The sequence below is a fragment of the Mucilaginibacter rubeus genome, assembly GCF_003286415.2.
Taxonomy (GTDB): Bacteria; Bacteroidota; Bacteroidia; order Sphingobacteriales; family Sphingobacteriaceae; genus Mucilaginibacter; species Mucilaginibacter rubeus_A.
Window position 1 is genome coordinate 6451860 of sequence record NZ_CP043450.1, and the last position, 16241, is coordinate 6468100.

At 43.0% G+C, this 16241-nt stretch carries 18 protein-coding genes; 2 read left to right on the plus strand and 16 right to left on the minus strand.

Translation table 11 applies throughout. From position 1 onward, the window contains the following. Positions 1 to 18 precede the first annotated feature (18 nt). The 5 genes from DEO27_RS31625 to DEO27_RS26025 all read right to left on the minus strand — a co-directional run bounded on the left by DEO27_RS31625 (position 19) and on the right by DEO27_RS26025 (position 3096). A complete protein-coding gene (locus DEO27_RS31625) occupies positions 19 to 168 on the minus strand; it encodes a hypothetical protein (protein ID WP_190295241.1) in 150 nt (49 codons plus the stop codon). Continuing rightward, the gene (locus tag DEO27_RS26010) at positions 155 to 553 is read right to left on the minus strand and encodes a VanZ family protein (protein WP_190295242.1); all 399 of its coding nucleotides are present in this window, start codon (positions 551 to 553) and stop codon (positions 155 to 157) included. Before DEO27_RS26010 ends, DEO27_RS31625 begins: the two co-directional genes overlap by 14 nt. Before the next feature lies 1 nt (position 554). Beyond that, positions 555 to 935, minus strand: coding sequence for a glycine cleavage system protein GcvH (gene gcvH, locus DEO27_RS26015; RefSeq protein WP_112574684.1), 381 nt, complete (start codon positions 933 to 935; stop codon positions 555 to 557). 126 nt (positions 936 to 1061) lie between these two features. Beyond that, entirely contained in the window at positions 1062 to 2084 is a 1023-nt protein-coding gene (locus DEO27_RS26020; RefSeq protein WP_190295244.1) for a tetratricopeptide repeat protein, read from the minus strand. Positions 2085 to 2127: 43 nt separating this feature from the next. Beyond that, positions 2128 to 3096 (minus strand): tetratricopeptide repeat protein, encoded by a 969-nt coding sequence (locus DEO27_RS26025; RefSeq protein WP_190295246.1) that lies wholly within the window; start codon positions 3094 to 3096, stop codon positions 2128 to 2130. Between the two features lie 118 nt (positions 3097 to 3214). Between DEO27_RS26025 and DEO27_RS26030 the strand changes: the two genes are divergently transcribed. Together DEO27_RS26030 and DEO27_RS26035 are read left to right on the plus strand one after the other, a co-directional pair. Beyond that, complete coding sequence (locus DEO27_RS26030; RefSeq protein ID WP_112574681.1) at positions 3215 to 4426, plus strand: serine hydrolase domain-containing protein; 1212 nt, start codon at positions 3215 to 3217, stop codon at positions 4424 to 4426. A gap of 167 nt (positions 4427 to 4593) precedes the next feature. After that, positions 4594 to 4908 (plus strand): YbaB/EbfC family nucleoid-associated protein, encoded by a 315-nt coding sequence (locus DEO27_RS26035; RefSeq protein ID WP_112574680.1) that lies wholly within the window; start codon positions 4594 to 4596, stop codon positions 4906 to 4908. 102 nt (positions 4909 to 5010) lie between these two features. On the opposite strand, the gene DEO27_RS26040 is transcribed toward DEO27_RS26035, so the two are convergent. The 11 genes from DEO27_RS26040 to DEO27_RS26090 all read right to left on the minus strand — a co-directional run bounded on the left by DEO27_RS26040 (position 5011) and on the right by DEO27_RS26090 (position 15970). Next, complete coding sequence (locus tag DEO27_RS26040; RefSeq protein ID WP_112574679.1) at positions 5011 to 6405, minus strand: hypothetical protein; 1395 nt, start codon at positions 6403 to 6405, stop codon at positions 5011 to 5013. Between the two features lie 20 nt (positions 6406 to 6425). Further along, positions 6426 to 7226: a hypothetical protein gene (locus DEO27_RS26045; RefSeq protein ID WP_146750104.1), complete on the minus strand. Its 801-nt coding sequence runs from the start codon at positions 7224 to 7226 to the stop codon at positions 6426 to 6428. A gap of 24 nt (positions 7227 to 7250) precedes the next feature. After that, a complete protein-coding gene (locus tag DEO27_RS26050) occupies positions 7251 to 7751 on the minus strand; it encodes a heavy-metal-associated domain-containing protein (protein WP_112574677.1) in 501 nt (166 codons plus the stop codon). Positions 7752 to 7819: 68 nt separating this feature from the next. Continuing rightward, entirely contained in the window at positions 7820 to 8209 is a 390-nt protein-coding gene (locus DEO27_RS26055) for an HYC_CC_PP family protein (RefSeq protein WP_112574676.1), read from the minus strand. 170 nt (positions 8210 to 8379) lie between these two features. Then, positions 8380 to 9057: an OmpA family protein gene (locus DEO27_RS26060; protein WP_112574675.1), complete on the minus strand. Its 678-nt coding sequence runs from the start codon at positions 9055 to 9057 to the stop codon at positions 8380 to 8382. Positions 9058 to 9314: 257 nt separating this feature from the next. Then, positions 9315 to 10649, minus strand: a complete 1335-nt coding sequence (locus tag DEO27_RS26065; protein ID WP_112574674.1) for a sensor histidine kinase — start codon at positions 10647 to 10649, stop codon at positions 9315 to 9317. Between the two features lie 4 nt (positions 10650 to 10653). Then, a complete protein-coding gene (locus DEO27_RS26070; RefSeq protein ID WP_112574673.1) occupies positions 10654 to 11337 on the minus strand; it encodes a response regulator transcription factor in 684 nt (227 codons plus the stop codon). A gap of 9 nt (positions 11338 to 11346) precedes the next feature. Next, positions 11347 to 12219 carry a hypothetical protein gene (locus DEO27_RS26075; protein ID WP_149301885.1) on the minus strand — a complete coding sequence of 291 codons (873 nt, stop codon included), beginning with the start codon at positions 12217 to 12219 and terminating at the stop codon, positions 11347 to 11349. A gap of 25 nt (positions 12220 to 12244) precedes the next feature. Next, the gene (locus DEO27_RS26080) at positions 12245 to 12583 is read right to left on the minus strand and encodes a hypothetical protein (protein WP_112574671.1); all 339 of its coding nucleotides are present in this window, start codon (positions 12581 to 12583) and stop codon (positions 12245 to 12247) included. Positions 12584 to 12768: 185 nt separating this feature from the next. Next, a complete protein-coding gene (locus tag DEO27_RS26085) occupies positions 12769 to 13707 on the minus strand; it encodes an FAD:protein FMN transferase (RefSeq protein WP_112574670.1) in 939 nt (312 codons plus the stop codon). A gap of 355 nt (positions 13708 to 14062) precedes the next feature. Beyond that, entirely contained in the window at positions 14063 to 15970 is a 1908-nt protein-coding gene (locus tag DEO27_RS26090) for a beta-N-acetylhexosaminidase (RefSeq protein WP_112574669.1), read from the minus strand. Between the last annotated feature and the right edge of the window lie 271 nt (positions 15971 to 16241).

Here is a 16241-nt window from a genome sequence, read left to right on the forward strand (position 1 = left end):
ATTTGCTCATCTGCACATCTACGCCATCATTTGCACAGTACCTTTTGAATCTGCTGCTTTAACTTTCCCAAAATGCGGACAGCCGCATCCCTTATGAAAAATACCGCATGATGATGTTGCCATTAACAGCACTGCGCCTAATAAAATAACCAGTTTATTTTTTTTCATTTTTTCCAATCGCCTCAATAGTCAGCATAACACTAAAAACGCCCATACAGGCACCCAGTACATCACAAAAAAGATCGTTCCAATCGCCGGTGCGCCAGGTGAAAATGGAGATCTGCAGTATTTCAATAAGCCCTCCAAAAATTATGCTGACAATCCAAATGATGAACACGCCTGTATACGTAAGCCGCCTGGGTTTTTGTTGCCTTATTACGCCAAAGCAAACCAGTACAATCAGCGTAAAAAACAAACCGCAATGCGTTAGTTTATCAAAACCTTCAAAAAACAATGGCGATTTATCAACCGAGTCGAGATGTACCGAGCAAATAACCAAAACAAATAGGGCCCACAAAATAGCGGGCCCATGATATTTTAAAAACAGCTTCATTTTATGCGCCGATAACCGCTTGATAATCGTCAGCCGATAAAAGTGCGTCAACGTCTGCAGCATTAGCTATGGTGATTTTTACCATCCAGCCTTCGCCATATGGATCGCTATTTACCAGGTCGGGTTGGTTGTTTAGGGCCGGGTTAACTTCGGTTACAGTACCGGTAACAGGCATAAACAGGTCAGATACAGTTTTTACTGCCTCTACAGTGCCAAAAACCTCGTCTTTAGCAACTTCTTTACCTAATGAAGTAACATCAACATAAACAATGTCGCCCAGCTCGCCCTGAGCAAATTCGGTGATGCCTACGGTAGCTACATTGCCTTCAACCTTAATCCACTCGTGATCTTTGGTGTATTTTAATTCAGCTGGAAAATTCATGTCGTTAAATTTTGTGTGCTCAAAAATAGTAAAACTTTGGTTTTCGCAATTATGGATATGTAAATTATGCAATCATCATTTTCTATATGTCATAGTGATGATTTATCGGAAATATATTTGTCCGTTTTAAAACTCGCGTTTAGTGTTGGTTACCCAGGTATCCAGTGCGGTTAGTAGCTTTTCGTTCTCCTTAAACCATTTGGCATTTTCTTCCTGGTTAGCCGTTAATGATACCAGGTGTGCAAACGCGTCCATGTTTTCGCTTTGACCAAGTTGTTTAAAATAATCGGCCATATAGCGGGTATAGAAATCATTTTTCTGATCGCCATAAAAACTGGAAGAAACCTTAAATGCTTCAATAAGCTGAAATTTAAGCGAGTCGGTAACAGAGAGATTAGTTTTACCCGATGTTGCGTTAACGATGGCCATAGGTAAAATCAGGTTGCCGGTATTGAGGTCATTTTTATCAATCGTCATATTAATGCTTTTCTCGCCGGTTTTCTTAATGCCATAATGTAAAATGGCCTGGATGCTTTGGTAGGCCCCGGCCGATCTTTTAGTTTGGGGTTCGAGCATCAAAAAGCTGCACCAAGCCAACAGGGAACAACCCCGTTTGCCTTCCATCGCAAGCGCCATCGCATACGCCCGCTGGCTGCTGGCATGTTTGGGCTGAAGCTTAATAGCATCTACAGCGGCATCTTCACTTTCCTTGTATTTTTTTACCCTGTAATAGGTTATGGCTAAATTATAATGGAGGCGCTGATAATCCGGATCTATCGAAATACCTTTTTGAAACAGCTCAATGGCTTTTTCGGGTTGATTGTCGTCATCATAAATGCTGCCCAGCATATCATACGCGCCGCCACTTTTAGGATCCAGCTTCATTAACTTTTCAAGGTAAGGAATAGCCTCCTTTCCCTTGCCACTGCTAAACAGCGTATATGACATTTCGTGATAGGCAGTGGGATAATTAGGATCGAGCTTTAGCGCGGCCTGGTACTTTTCAATAGCCTCGGCATATTTACCCTCATCGTGAAGGGCAACACCCTGCTTTACAAGATTAACGGCTTCCTGGTTGGTTTGCGCTTTAACTTTAAATGACAAGGCGACTGCTATAAACAGCAAAAGGATTTTGTGATAGGTTTTCATACCGAAATTTACGAAACCTGTTTTGCAAAAAACAATAACCGACCTAAAATTTTCTTTCGGCAGATGCCATCCATTCATCCAAGGCCTTACGTTTATCGGCATTGTTTTGCAGCCAGTTAACAACGCCCACTTTATAGGCATTCAGGCTAATCAACTTAACAGCGGTTGAAAAATTGGGCGATTGGGATAGTTTATAAAAGAAGGCTGCATAGTAATTCCAGAAAAAGGACTGCCTGCCCGGTTTTTCTCCGAGTTTGCCAACGGTAAGAAAAATATTTTTCAATTGGGTTTCCAATTGACCGCCCGGCACGGCAACCGCAGTACTTAAGGTTTTGTTGAGCAGCAACGTTTCGGCATCTGCTTTTCCTGCTTTCAGGTCGCCGCCTTTGAGTAAACTTTGCAGGTTGGTATAGGCTTCGTCTGCGCGAGGGCCTTCGGGATCAAGGAGCAGGAAGCTGCACAAGCCCATTAATGCCGGTACCCTTTTGTTTTGATGGAAAGTCACCAGTCCATAAAGGCGCTGACTATTGGCGTGCTTTGGATCAAGCTTAATGGCTTCAATGGCTGCCTGCTCTGCATCGGCATATTTTTGCGCACGGAAATAGGCTATCCCTAAATTAAAATATAGGGGCTGATAATCAGGTTTTAACTTAATTCCCTGCTGGTACGCCTCAATGGCTTGCTGCGGCTGATGCGAGGCATCGTAAATACTGCCCATGAGTTCATAGGCGGGGCCGGTTAGGTCGCCTCCGGTTTTTATAACTTTATTTAGGTAAGGTATACCTTCTGTCCCTTTTCCGGCAGCATTGAGGGTGTAGGCCATCTGGTAATTGGCCTGGGCATTTTCAGGATCGGCAGCCAGGGCCTGGTTATATTTTGTGATAGCCCCGGTATAATCTTTTTCGCTGTTAAGTTTTATACCCTCTTTTATAATGCTGTTTATGTCAGTATTTTGAGCCTGCGTTAATCCGGCGGCAAGCATAAAAGCGATAATTAGCAATCCTTTTTTCAACAAAATCATACTTAAACATACTAATTGTGCTAACTAACAGAAAATTTTAAAATTTTAATTAATACCTGCTGTATAATTTCTAATTTTCGCATTCGTTTAGTGTGAGATAAATTGCTTTATGAGATTAGTGTACAAAAGCCTGGTAGTGCTTACTGCCCCCCTGTTACTGTTATCCTGTTCATCAAAAAATAAAAATAAAGACCATGCGCAATCGCAGGTTACGGCCAAGCCGCTCGATACCGCGGCGCTGTTGGCCTATAATCCCAAAAATGCCGATAAAAAGATAGATGCCGTAATGCAGGAACTGCACCGCACCCGCGGTTTTAACGGCAATGTGCTGGTGGCAAAAAAAGGTAAAATAGTGTATGAAAAAGCGATTGGCTGGGCCGATTACCTGCACCGGGATAGCCTGAAGATAGGCTCGCAGTTTGAGCTGGCTTCAGTTACTAAAACCATGACTTCAACAGCTATTTTGATGCTGATGGAGCGCGGCAAACTCAAACTCGACGACGACGTTAAAAAGTTTTTTCCCGATTTTCCTTACGATGGCGTAACTATTCGCCTGTTGCTCACACACCGGTCGGGCATGATGAATTATGTATATTTTATCGATGATATATACCGAAAAAATCATTTGAACCAGCGCAAAGGGCTTACCAATGCCGAGGCCATGAAAATGATTGCCGATAATAAGCCGACACGTTTCAACGAGCCTAATAAGCGCTTCCTGTATAACAACTCCAACTTTATGGTGCTGGGCTCTATCATTGAAAAAGTGAGCGGAATGAGCTATGCCCAATTTATGCAGGAAAATGTGTTTAAGCCGGCCAGCATGGCGCATACCCATGTTTACTCAAAAGCGGTATATGATAAAATTCCGGTTGATGTTGTTGGTCATGATCGCGGCCAGTGGCGCTACTCGGTAGTGCAAAACTTTTTGGATGGTCCTGTAGGTGATAAAGGTATTTACAGCACCGTAGGCGATTTATTCCTGTTTGACCGTGCCCTGCGTGCCGGCTTATTGTTAAAACCCGCCACGCTTGATTCGGCCTATGTGCCGCGCAACCCAATGGTGCACGGGCATTTTAGCTATGGTTATGGCTGGCGGACTTTTACTGCCCCGGGGCAGGAAGTGATTTATCACACTGGCTGGTGGCACGGGTTCAGGCATATTTACCTGCGCGATATGAAGAATGATATCACCGTTGTGCTGCTTACCAACCTGGCCAATGGCAGTTTGCTCAAGCTCGACGATCTGTTTAATACAGTTGGCATGCCCGTTGTACGTAAAAGTGCATATAACGGCAATGGTGATACCAGTGATGATTAATTTGTTCGATGTGCAGATTTTAAATGTGCAGATGTGCAAATTAGTAAGATGGAATGAAAATTGAGGCTTATTAGGTAGACGAATTAACAATCATCTGCACATTTGAAATTTGCACATTGAAATCTCATCTGCATATTTGCACATCTATAATCTGAAATCAAAAAATCATGTTTGATAAATTAATGGAAGCCCAGCAAAAGGCTGGCGAAATGAAAAAACGCCTTGATGCCTTCAGTGTATCAGGCGCGGCCGAAGGCGGTAAAATAGTTGTTAACGCTAATGCCAATAAAGTAATTCAATCGGTACAGATAGATCCAGATTTTTTGGCTGACGCAGATAAGGAAGAACTGGAAGAATTGCTTGTTGTTGCCATTAACAAAGCCATTGAACAAGCAGAAAACATTAGCCAAAGTGAAATGGCTGCCATGACCCAAAGTATGTTTGGTGGCCTGGGCGGCCTTGGCAATATGTTTGGTAAATAAGAATAATATGTACGCCTGCTTAAAAAGTATCAGCGAAATCTTATACGTCATTTCAATTAGCAGAGATGACGTATAAGATTCTGCCTAATTTACACCGGCCGATTACATTCTCATCAGCACCGGGCTTATCCTTAAATAAACTTCAAACCCCACGGGAGCGCTGCCATAAAGAGGTTTCAATGCCGATGGTGAAACATTGAGTGTAGCCTGTACCCCACCTGTTACGTTGGTGTTTTTAAAGCTGCTTAAAATATGGTTAACCCCTAATGTTAAAGCATTGATATTAAAGTTGGGGTTAAGCGGATAGGCATCATGCATATCCAGCTCTTCGGCATCTTTCTGCACAAATTCATATCTGCCGTAAACAGCTGTTTTGTTGAGTTGGAAAGTATTCTCCAGCAAAACGGAGGGCTGTGTTTTTTTGTTATCTGAATAATGATTTTGCCCATAAACCAGCGTGGTTGCTACATAACTGTTTTTGCCTAACATTTTGGTATGAATGGCGGATGCCGTAAACCTGTTCACGTTTTGGCTGGGCTCGGCTTCTTCAGGACTATGGATCCACCCATCAGATACCTGCAATGCCCACTCTTTGGATGGGTTATAGGACAACCGGGCCGAATATGAATCAAACCTCGCCTTATCAAAATCATAACGGTGCTCGTCGGGCTCACGACCGGTAAATATCGAACCCTCCAGTTTTACATTTTTGATGCGGAAGCCTAAGGTAGCTACCCCGAAGGTGATGTGTGTTGCATCCTGGTAATGGTGGCCAAGCGGGGCATCGGGATCATTTATGGCCGAAAGGCGGTGCATAAACACCGGCGGACCTAAAGCAGGCTCCCCCGGATATCCGAACGAAAGGGAGATATCGGCATCCTTTGCTACGCGCTGGGTATAAGCTACGCTCAGTTCGGCAAAAAGGTCGTGCGGGTGTTGTTTATCAACCAGTTTGCGCCCTTTGTATGATTCACCAGTTTGGTACAGCAGCGGATAGCCGCCATTACCTACCAAAAAAGGATCGAACGAGAACATGGTGTTGATAGAGAACAGGCCATTGTTGCCAACTTTGCGTTGGGTCATAAACATGAGCCAGTTAGGCACATCAATCCTGTTGCTGCCTCCGCGTTTGCCGGAGTTAAACAGGTCCTGGTTATTATACCGGGCGAAAAAACTACCGTGTACCATACTCATCCATTTTTTACCATGGATCATGTAGGCGTACATCGGTGTTTCATCCGGTACCCATGAAGTTCCGGAGCCGTCGCGGTTCATGGGTAGATCACGTGAGAACTGGCTGGTCATCATCATATGATGATGCATAGGGGTATCCATTTTCATGCCGCTCATGTCCATGCCGTCCATAACCATGGGTTTGGTGCTGTTCATGCGCAGGTTTTTCTTTGTGGTATCGCTCATTTGCATATCATGGTGATGCTGAGCAGATACGCTGAAAGCAGCCAAAAATATGGCGATGAACAAAATATATTTTTTCATAGTAATAGTTGTTGTAGGGGTTACAGATTAAAAAAGTTGTACTCCAGTCTGATGAGGTACATGTTTTTGGTGTTCCGCTGCATATCATTGTAGATAGGCGTACGGTACGAGAAATCCACGCGGCAGGCACTGTTGAAGATCAGCTGCAGGGCCGGGGCAACATCCAGATAGCTTTCACCATGCCCCGGGTTAGTTTTACCAAGCAACTCACAATACAGGTTTAAGTTTACCTGCTTGTAATCCCGGTAATTTCGCGGCAGTAGCAGATACCCTCCCGATAGCGTATAGGCCACGGCATCACGCACCCTATCTACTGGCACCTCATAGTTTCCACTATTGTTAAAAGCCCGCAAATAGCTTGCCGACCCGGAAAGGGCCAGTTTATGCAGCAGCTGCGTGAAAACTACACCACCCTGCGCGCCGCTATTATCGCCCTCTAAAGTAATTTCCCGGTTAACTATTGGATTGTTGATGCTTGATAGTTTGGCAAAAAACGCTCCCCTGAAATGGCGTTGAACGGTATCGATAGATAGAAACCGGTACTTGGCGTACACGCTGCCTCCTTCAAAATGCTGGTTGTTGCTGTAATAATCAGACATGTAAACTGAGCCGTGAACCATCAGGTGGCGGCTAACGCCGTACATGGCTTCAATTGTGCTCCGGTTTTTATAAGTTGGCGAAAAATATCCCTGGTTTTCAACACGAATGCCTAACGAACTGGTTGCCATATTGCTGGCAGGCTCTGTATTTACATACAGCTCCTGCGCAAATAGCGGGCAAGCCATTGCCATAAGGCAAATAGCCAATATTATCCTCTTCATAAAAAATGATGTTAACTGAAGAGTTTATATAGCTAAATGATAAACGCGACCGCTTGCAGGGGCAGCATCGGTAACCTGGCCAAGATATTTTTTGGATACTGATTTTGGAGCGAAGCCATTATCAACTACAGTAAAGTTTACATCGCCGGTAAATGATTTGTCGGCAGCGTTAAGCAGGCGGTAGGTATCGCCTCCATAGTTGAAAGTGTTTTCGGCAACCTTGGTGTTAGCGAAGTTAAAAGTGGCTTTTAAACTGTTAACCGAAAATCCGGAACCCTGAACCTTTTTGCTGATCTGCTCAAAGTTTACGGGCACATCATTTTTAAAGGTAATGAGGTAAGTATTGCGGATCAGGTCGGTTTTGATATCACCAACAAAAGGCAATGCCCGTAATGCTTTCTCTGTTGATTTGGCGCAAAGGGCGCAGGTAAGGCCGCTAACCTGTAGTTCGGCTTTGGTGAATTGAGCTTTTGCTGCGGTTACAGAAAGCGAAAATATAAGGATGAATATTTTTAAAGATTTCATGTTGATCGTATAATTAATTGTTGGATAATAAACTGAAGATAAGGTTTATCGGGTTAACAATTAACAGATCAAATACGGAAGATACAGTTGCGGATAAATGAGGCAATGCCCTGCACTGGAGGATCTGGCGGGCCGCGGTGATAAAATTTGTCGGAAGAAGAAGTTGGCAATGCCGGGAACAAGCTATCAAACGACCAGCTTGGCAGTTCAAACCCGAATATTTTTGCCAAAAATGAAGTACTTTCACCCTGGTGGGCGTCCTTCACCTTTACTTCAACCTGCTTGTCTTTGCAGCATTTCATTTTGCCGCCCTGCTTGTCCATTTTACAATTAACAGCCGGGGCATCAATTTTTACCGATGCTACATAGTCGCCGCAGATATGGAAATTAAGAGCAAAGCCCAACACTGTAACTGTGTACAGCATAGTGAGTAATATTGCTCCTGATCTTTTTACCATATCGCAAAAATAGGCGATTAACTTGTTGATTACAAAATGTTTTTATCAGTTTGGGTAACAGATAGTTTAACAAATGTGCAAATAGTGATTTTTGCATATACAAAAAAGCCCCGGCCTTGCGCCGGGGACTTCCTCATTAAACTATTAACTGATCTTATTATCTTCTTTAATTATTGAGCCTGCTTAGCCTGCTCCTTCATTTTATCATTAGCTGTAATGGTTATTTCAACCCTGCGGTTTTTTGTGCGGCCATCCGCAGTAGTATTATCAGCAATTGGCTCGCTTGAGCCTTTTCCGGTAACTGTCATGCGTGATAAAGCCACATTACCTGCAGCTAAATATGATTTTACAGCATCGGCTCTTTTTACTGAAAGCGTTTGATTGAAACTATCGGGGCCGGTATTATCGGTATGTCCGATGATGCTAATATTAGTTTCCGGATTTTTTTGCAATGAAGCTGCAAGGTTTTGCAGGTTTGTTTGCGCATCAGGTTTCAGATCTGATTTATTGGTATCAAACAAAATACCCGAATCAAATTTCACCAAAATACCCTCTCCCTCGCGGGTTACTGTTGCGCCAGGTACCGTTTGTTTAATTTCGGCAGCCTGCCTGTCCATATTACGGCCAATAAAAGCGCCCGCGGTACCACCAACAGCACCACCAATGATAGCGCCCAAAGCAGTATTACCTGCGGCTTTACCAATAAATGCACCCACTGTACCTCCGGCACCTGCGCCAATGGCAGCTCCTTTTTGTGTTTTTGTAAGTGAATTACATCCTGAGCCTAATATGCCTGCTGTTGCTAATGCTATGCCAAGGGTGGCTACTTTTAATTTAAGCGTTCTCATTGTACTTGTATATAATTATGTATACCGTGCATTTTACAAAGCAGATGCCAAAAAAGGGCGATGGCAGTTTTAATAAGCACATTCTTTAAAAGAATGTTCCCCATCAATCAGAGCAACATTTTTTTAATGATTAGTAAAGTTAATTTCAACGGAGTAAAGAATGCTGAATTGAGGATTTTTTAGCTACTGCCCGATTTTTAGTACAAAGCGGTAGTAAAATTTTTGATACAGTACAATTTGACAGCTAATTTCACACCTCAGCTTACCACAATCAGCGTAGCTGGGAATATCAATTTGAAGGTGCTTCCCTTATCTTTTTCAGACGTTACATCAATTTCAATATCATGAAAGGCGGCGATTGATTTTACAATAGGCAATCCCAGTCCAAAGCTATCCTGCTGCAGCGATTGCCTGAATTTTTTGAAGCGGTTAAAGATCAGCGGGATTGCGTCTTCATCAATGCCTATCCCGGTATCGGTTATGCTGATCATGTATTTATGATTCACCGCTACGCCGGTTACCCTGATACTGCCACCCTCATTATTATATTTAATGGCGTTGTTAATAAGGTTGAAGAACAGGTTAAAGAGCAAAAACTTATTGATATTGACAAAATGCCAGTTTTCGGGCATGGACATTTCGTACTCTATATTTTTATCCTGCAGGCGGATCGAAATTTCGTCGTAAACCTCCTGCAATAGTTCGGATACCGAAACCCTGTCTTCCTTTAAAAATTGTTCGTTTTCTATCTGGGAAATGAGCAGCAATGTTTTGGTGATGCTTTTTAGCCGGTTCAGGATTTTTTGCATTTCCAGCAGCCGGACTTTAAGCTCATCATTAATATCCTCCTCCTCAAACATATTCTCAATTTTTGACTGGAGGATTGAGATCGGCGTCATGAGCTCATGTGAAGCATTGGAGATAAATTCGCGCTCTTTATGAAACTTATCGGCAATGGTTTCAATCATGTTGTGGATACTGATATCCAGATGCTGAAAGTCGGATGTGGTGGTGCGAACCTGCCGATAGGTATGAAAATTAGGGAACTTTTGGCCTACAAGCTTGGTTTTGATAATAAGCCGTAATGGTTTAAGTACATAGGTTGAATATACCTGGTCGGCCAGTACAGTAAGCAGGATCATCCCCAGCAATACCTGGAAGGCTATATTTTGCAGCGGCACGCTGGTTTCGTCCAGGGTGTCCACGCTTTTGCCTATCTCCAGCAGGTAATTTTTGTTTTTAACTTTAAAGGTGTGGCTTAGTATGCGATACTCTAAGGTATCGCCCTCACTAAAAAGGCGCTTGCCTCTTTTTATAGTATCCAGGAAATAATCAGGGTCAACCTCATCTAAACTAATGTATTCGTCCTTTAGCGGCAGGTAGCTGCCATAAGCTTCCCCGTTTTCGATATAGGTTTCAATGCCTTTGCTTTTTACAATTTGCAGCAGCTTATTCTTTTGCTTGATGAGCTTGCTGTCAACATAATTTCGACTGATGTTTTTGATCAATACAGGAACAAGCAATACAAACAGTATCACGATAACCAGCTTGGAGATGGCGTTAAAAAGCGTAAGTTTTGTTCCTAATTTCAAATACTCAGGCGTTGATCTTTATTTTATAGCCCAAACCTCGTACCGTTTCCAGCCAATCGGGCGGGGCATAAGCATTTAATTTTTTGCGGATGTTTTTTATATGCGCGTCGATGTAATTGCTGTCGTAGTCGTTATTCACCACGCTGCCCCAGATGTGCTCGCTCAATTGCATACGGGTAAGCGTACGGTTTTTATGTAAAATGAGATAAGCTATCAGGTCGAACTCCTTTTTGGTGATGGTATTAACAACGCTGTTGTAGTAAGATATAGTACGTGCGGTAAGGTCAATCAGGAAACCACCCAGTTCAACAATGTTGTTTTTAACCCCGAATTTACGCCTAATGATGGCCTGCATGCGGCTTTGTAGCTCAAGCAGCGAGAAGGGCTTAGGCAGATAATCGTCGGCACCAAGGTCAAGGCCTTTAATGCGGTCGTTGATTTCGGCACGGGCAGTTAATATGATGCAGGCTGCTTCCGAGTTGGTTTTTTTTGATTCGCGGAGCAGGTCAAGACCATCATAATCGGGTAAACCGAGGTCGATCAATATAAAATCGTACAGGTTGGTAGCGATCTTTTCGGATGCCGAAGTGCCATCAAAACAAACCTCGCAGATGTAGTTATAATTTGAAAGAAAGATCTTCAGTTCGTGGGCAAGTGCTTCTTCGTCTTCTATTACTAAAACATTCATGAATTATGGTTAATAAAAAACGTAATAAAAAGTTAAGTTATAAAACGACTCCCGGCGATTGAGCAATACTCCTTCTACGTTAACGGGGATAGAGTATTTATATGAAAATTCAAACGTGTAATGTGGCCGGTTATAAGCCACCGGGATTTTGAAGCTATAATTAAGCATATTGAACCGGCGGTTGCGGCTGGCGTAACGCGGATCATACTCGATAGATATATTGGCAGCTTCGTCCCTGAAATGATGATCGAGCGAATAACGCTGCACAAAGTTTTGTGTACCCAGGATAAAATTGAACGATGGATTAAATGACAGGAAATCCTGGTCATCAAAAATGCTCCAGCTGCTTTCCCAGTATTTGGAGTTACTAACCGTCAGGAAAATATCGTTCGATTTACCGAAAAGGTAATCAACTACCGCGCTCGTTTTCAGATATTTCCAATCGTATGAGTTTTTGAAATTGATATCGTTTGATGAGGCCGATTTAATAACCTGCGCCGCATCCCGGGCAAAAAAGAACCGGGTATAACTTGCTGATCCTGAAAAAGCCTTTGAAAATTTATAAAAATAGCCGCCGCCCACATCAACTTCATCAACAGGGGCATAGCCCAAAACCTTGAAAGCCGAACTATATAAAAATATGCCCGATTTAGTATTATAGATCAAATCAGCTGTTACAAAAGGGTACTTCACAGGCCCGGTCCGGCCAAAAAACAGCACATCGCTGCCATAACTCACCCCTGCCGAAACAGAGCGTTTGCGGATAATGGTATCTGAGTCGGCTACTAAAGAATGCTTACCGGCAAAAAGGTGCAAATCAGCATCCGCGGCAAATACGGAACTGCTTGCAGCTATAAATAAAAGTAAGCAAAGGTATTTCATCAATATATTTAACTGTTTAACCTGTTTAATTACCATTCCTTCTCGGTATTTCGGGCGGGCGCTCCATGCCTTCGGGCCGGCGCTGCCTTTTTGGTTTGGGCTTAGGCGGCACCTGGTCGTCATCAACGGTTGCCGGCTTAACCTGCCGCTTTGCTTTGGCTATCTCTTTGATTTTTTTCTTTTCTTCCTCCTGTTGCTTTTTTGTTTTGGTTGTATCGGTCTTTAATAGCGTATACGACAACATTACCAGCTTGTTGTTACCGGTACAGGCATGCACATCAATGTTTTTTGTAAGGGCATTGGCAGATGATATACGTGTTGCAAATATCAAAAACAGGACAATATACGCAAACCACTTTATCATTGAGGAGAGGAAAAGGTAAAAATAAGGCTCAAATAACGGTCAAATTAAATGTTTACACCAAAATGAGAAAGGTACAATAATAACAATTCAATTGCAGGGGCACTTGTAAAAATGCCGATGCAATTGAATAATACGGTTCACAAATTATGATGAAAGGTTTATGAATTAACTTTAATTGCTAAAAATTAAAGAACTATATCTTTTGACGGATAAACCCTGTTTTGATCATCAATAATAACACAGGCAACCTGGTTAAGCTGATTGATCATGTACAGGCCCGCGTTAACACCAATGGAGAGTATTGGAGTTGCCAAAGCGTCAGCAAATTCGGCAGTAGGGCTTAAAATGCTTACGCTGGTGATGCCGCTAACCGGAAAACCTTTTTTAGGGTTAAATACGCTGGTGAATTTTTTTGTGCTAATGCTTGCATATTTTTCGGCATTAACCGAGGTGGCAAAAGCAAGATTGCTGATCTCCAGATCGGCAAATGGCTGGTTTTGCTGGGTGCTATCGGCATCGGCCACAGTCCATGGCTGCAGGTTGGGCTGTAAGCCCCATGCAAGCAGGTCGCCGCCAAAGTTAATTACGCCGCTGCTTACGCCATTCATTTGCAATACATATTTGGCCCTGTCGGCAGCATATCCTTTACCGTTGGCGCCAAAACCTATGCGCATTCCTTTTTCTCTCAGAAATACGGTTTGGTTTGCAGCGTCAAGCGCTATGTTTTTGTAGCTGGCAAGGGCCAGTGTACGTTTAGCTGTTTTTACCAACGCTGATTCAGCGGCGTCATCGTTAACCGCGTTATCAGCCAGGTAGGTGATATCAAAAGCCCCGTAAGTAAGTTCTGATATTTGTAATGCCCGGTCAATAAGCCTGAAGGTTTCGCCGTCGGCTTTAACCGGGGCAATACCTGCATTACGGTTTATCTGGTTGATGCTGCTGTCATCGCTAAAAGCCGAAAGCAGTTTTTCAACCCTGTTAATCTCATCAATGGCAATGTCAATTTGCTCATCGGCCAGTAATGGGTTGTTACCCACCACACTAATCTCAAATTTATCGCCCATTAAACGTACTTCACGTTTGTAGACTGTTAAATTATCGGTTAAAGTTTTTATAGCCAGCATAAAATTAGTTTTAAGTATCTAAAAATGAACACACAATGTATTGTAATTACCTTACGCAGAGTAAATCAATTACGCTACATCACTCCTTTACAAAAACTAAAGTAGCGGCGCTTTATGAAATTGAGATGAAAAAGCCTTTTTGATTAACGTAATTGACTGATTTTTACATTTTTTAACACTTTGATGATAAAAAAGATAGAAGTGCACAGCAGCTTCGGCGGGAGGATGGTGACTCGTAATTATAAAACTGCGGAGGGAATATCTTTAAGGCGATTGAAGTATCTCCTCTAAATTATGGGAAATAAAAAGCCCTCCGAAATTTAATCCGGAGGGCTTTGGTTAACTAATAATTATCTTATTTCTTGATCCTGCTTTTAAGCTCGGCTAATGGCATGGTAACCATACGGCCGATTGATTTTTTACCGCGATAGGTGATCACCCTTAACGTAGTAGCATCCTTAGGGGCATCTATAGGCGCTGTGTATTTCGGGTAAAACCTGTCGGGGAACGAGTTATCAAAGCTGTAATAGGTGTCCAGCCCGTTCACTTCGTTAGTCAGAGTGATTTTCAGTGTGCTGTCCGCGTTTAACGTAGCATCAAATCCCGGGTCATATACGCTTGGTGCTATCTTAGTCTCGGCTTCGTCAAAGCGGGGGAAGTGTTTCTCTACCCTGCTGAAAAATCCGTCCCAGTTTTTAGTTCCCTTTGGCGACCATACATCCTCAGCAATGGCCATACCACGTGGCCAGGTCATATATTCGGCCTGGCGAATGTTATATACCTGTTCTGTCCATAAGTTAGCCTGTCCGCCTTTGATCAGGTGAGCATCAACACTATCTGGAACCGGCTCCCATGAGTAGGTTTTGTTTAAACGAAGAGAAGCATAAATTTTAGTTTCATTCACACGGTCGCTTTGCATATAGTCAAGGTAAGCGAAGGTTGTAGGGCTCATGACAACCTCGTGACCGGCCTTGGCAGCGGTAATGCCACCCTGAATGCCTCGCCAGCTCATTACAGCCGCGTTAGGGCCCAAACCGCCTTCAATGATCTCATCCCAACCCATAAATTTTTTGCCTTTTGACTCAACAATTTTTTCCAATCGTTTTTCAAAATAAGCCTGTACCTCACTCATGGTTTTCAGGTTTTCTTTAGCCATTAATCCCTTTATGGCATCGCTTTGCTCCCAGAAATTCTTAGCGCACTCATCGCCGCCTAAATGGATATAGCCAAATGGGAACAGTTGAGCAACTTCGGTAATTACTTTATCCATGAAGGTATAAACAGCTTCGTTAGCCGGGCAAAGGGTATTATCAACAATAGCGCGGTTATGCGGCCCGCTCCAATCCATGAAAGGCTCGCCCGAGTTCACTACATATTTATCGGCGCCGGGTGTGCATGAAAGTTCGGGATAAGCTACCACCGCGGCAAGGCTATGGCCCGGCACATCAATTTCGGGCAGGATATTTACAAACCTGTCTTTGGCGTATTGTACCAGTTCTTTGATATCTTCCTGGGTATAAAAACCACCGTAAGTGCGTGGCTCATCAGCGGTTGGTGGCGTAAACGTACCAAACTGGCCTACTTTTTTAACATTGTGCGATCCCACCTCGGTTAATCTTGGCAGGCTCTTGATTTCCACACGCCAGCCTTCATCATCAGTTAAGTGCAAATGCAGTAGGTTAAATTTGTATTTAACCATAGCGTCGATGTATTGCTTAACCTCGGCTTTGGTGAAAAAGTGACGTGATACGTCAAACATCAAACCTCTCCATCCAAACCTTGGGTAGTCGGTAATTTCGACTGCCGGTGCAGCCCATTTTACACCTTTGGCTACTTCTAAGCCTTCAACTTCTTTAGGCAGCAACTGGAAAAATGTTTGTACACCATAAAATAAACCCGCAGCATCATTAGCGCGGATCACTACTTTTTTAGGTGTTACCGATAGTTTATAACCTTCAGTTTTAATGAGAGTATCAGCTGTTTTATTTAAAACCAACCTGATTGGTGCCGTTGGCGCGGTGCTTTTTACAGTGACGAATACGCCTGTAGCAGTAGATAGTTTGCGTTTAAGATAGGCAGTAACATTGGCTACATCGGCAGATGAACTTGCCTCCACAACAACGGTTTTTGGCAATACAAATTCGCCGGTTGTTTGGGTTACTTTTACCGGCTGCGGGATAAGCGCGAGAGCAGGCTTGGTTGTTTGGGCTACAGAAAGCAGGTGCGCCATACAGCCGCAAAGCAATAAGGATAATTTCTTCATAAAGAATTGTTATTTAATTGGATGTACGCAAATTAAACTTTTTAAATAATATTAAGAAGTAATTTATAAACCATGATTTTTATGATTTAAAGATAGGCAGGATATTGTCTGAATCCGAATTTTAAGGGATTGTTGGGATTTTTTGAATTTGCAGGGCATTTGGGTAATTACTTGATTCTTTAAAATTCGGGTTCAGACAAAAACACCAGCATGCGGCCGTGAGGACACGGCCGCTGGAGGATAAAAAAATCCGAAATCGAATATTCGAAAT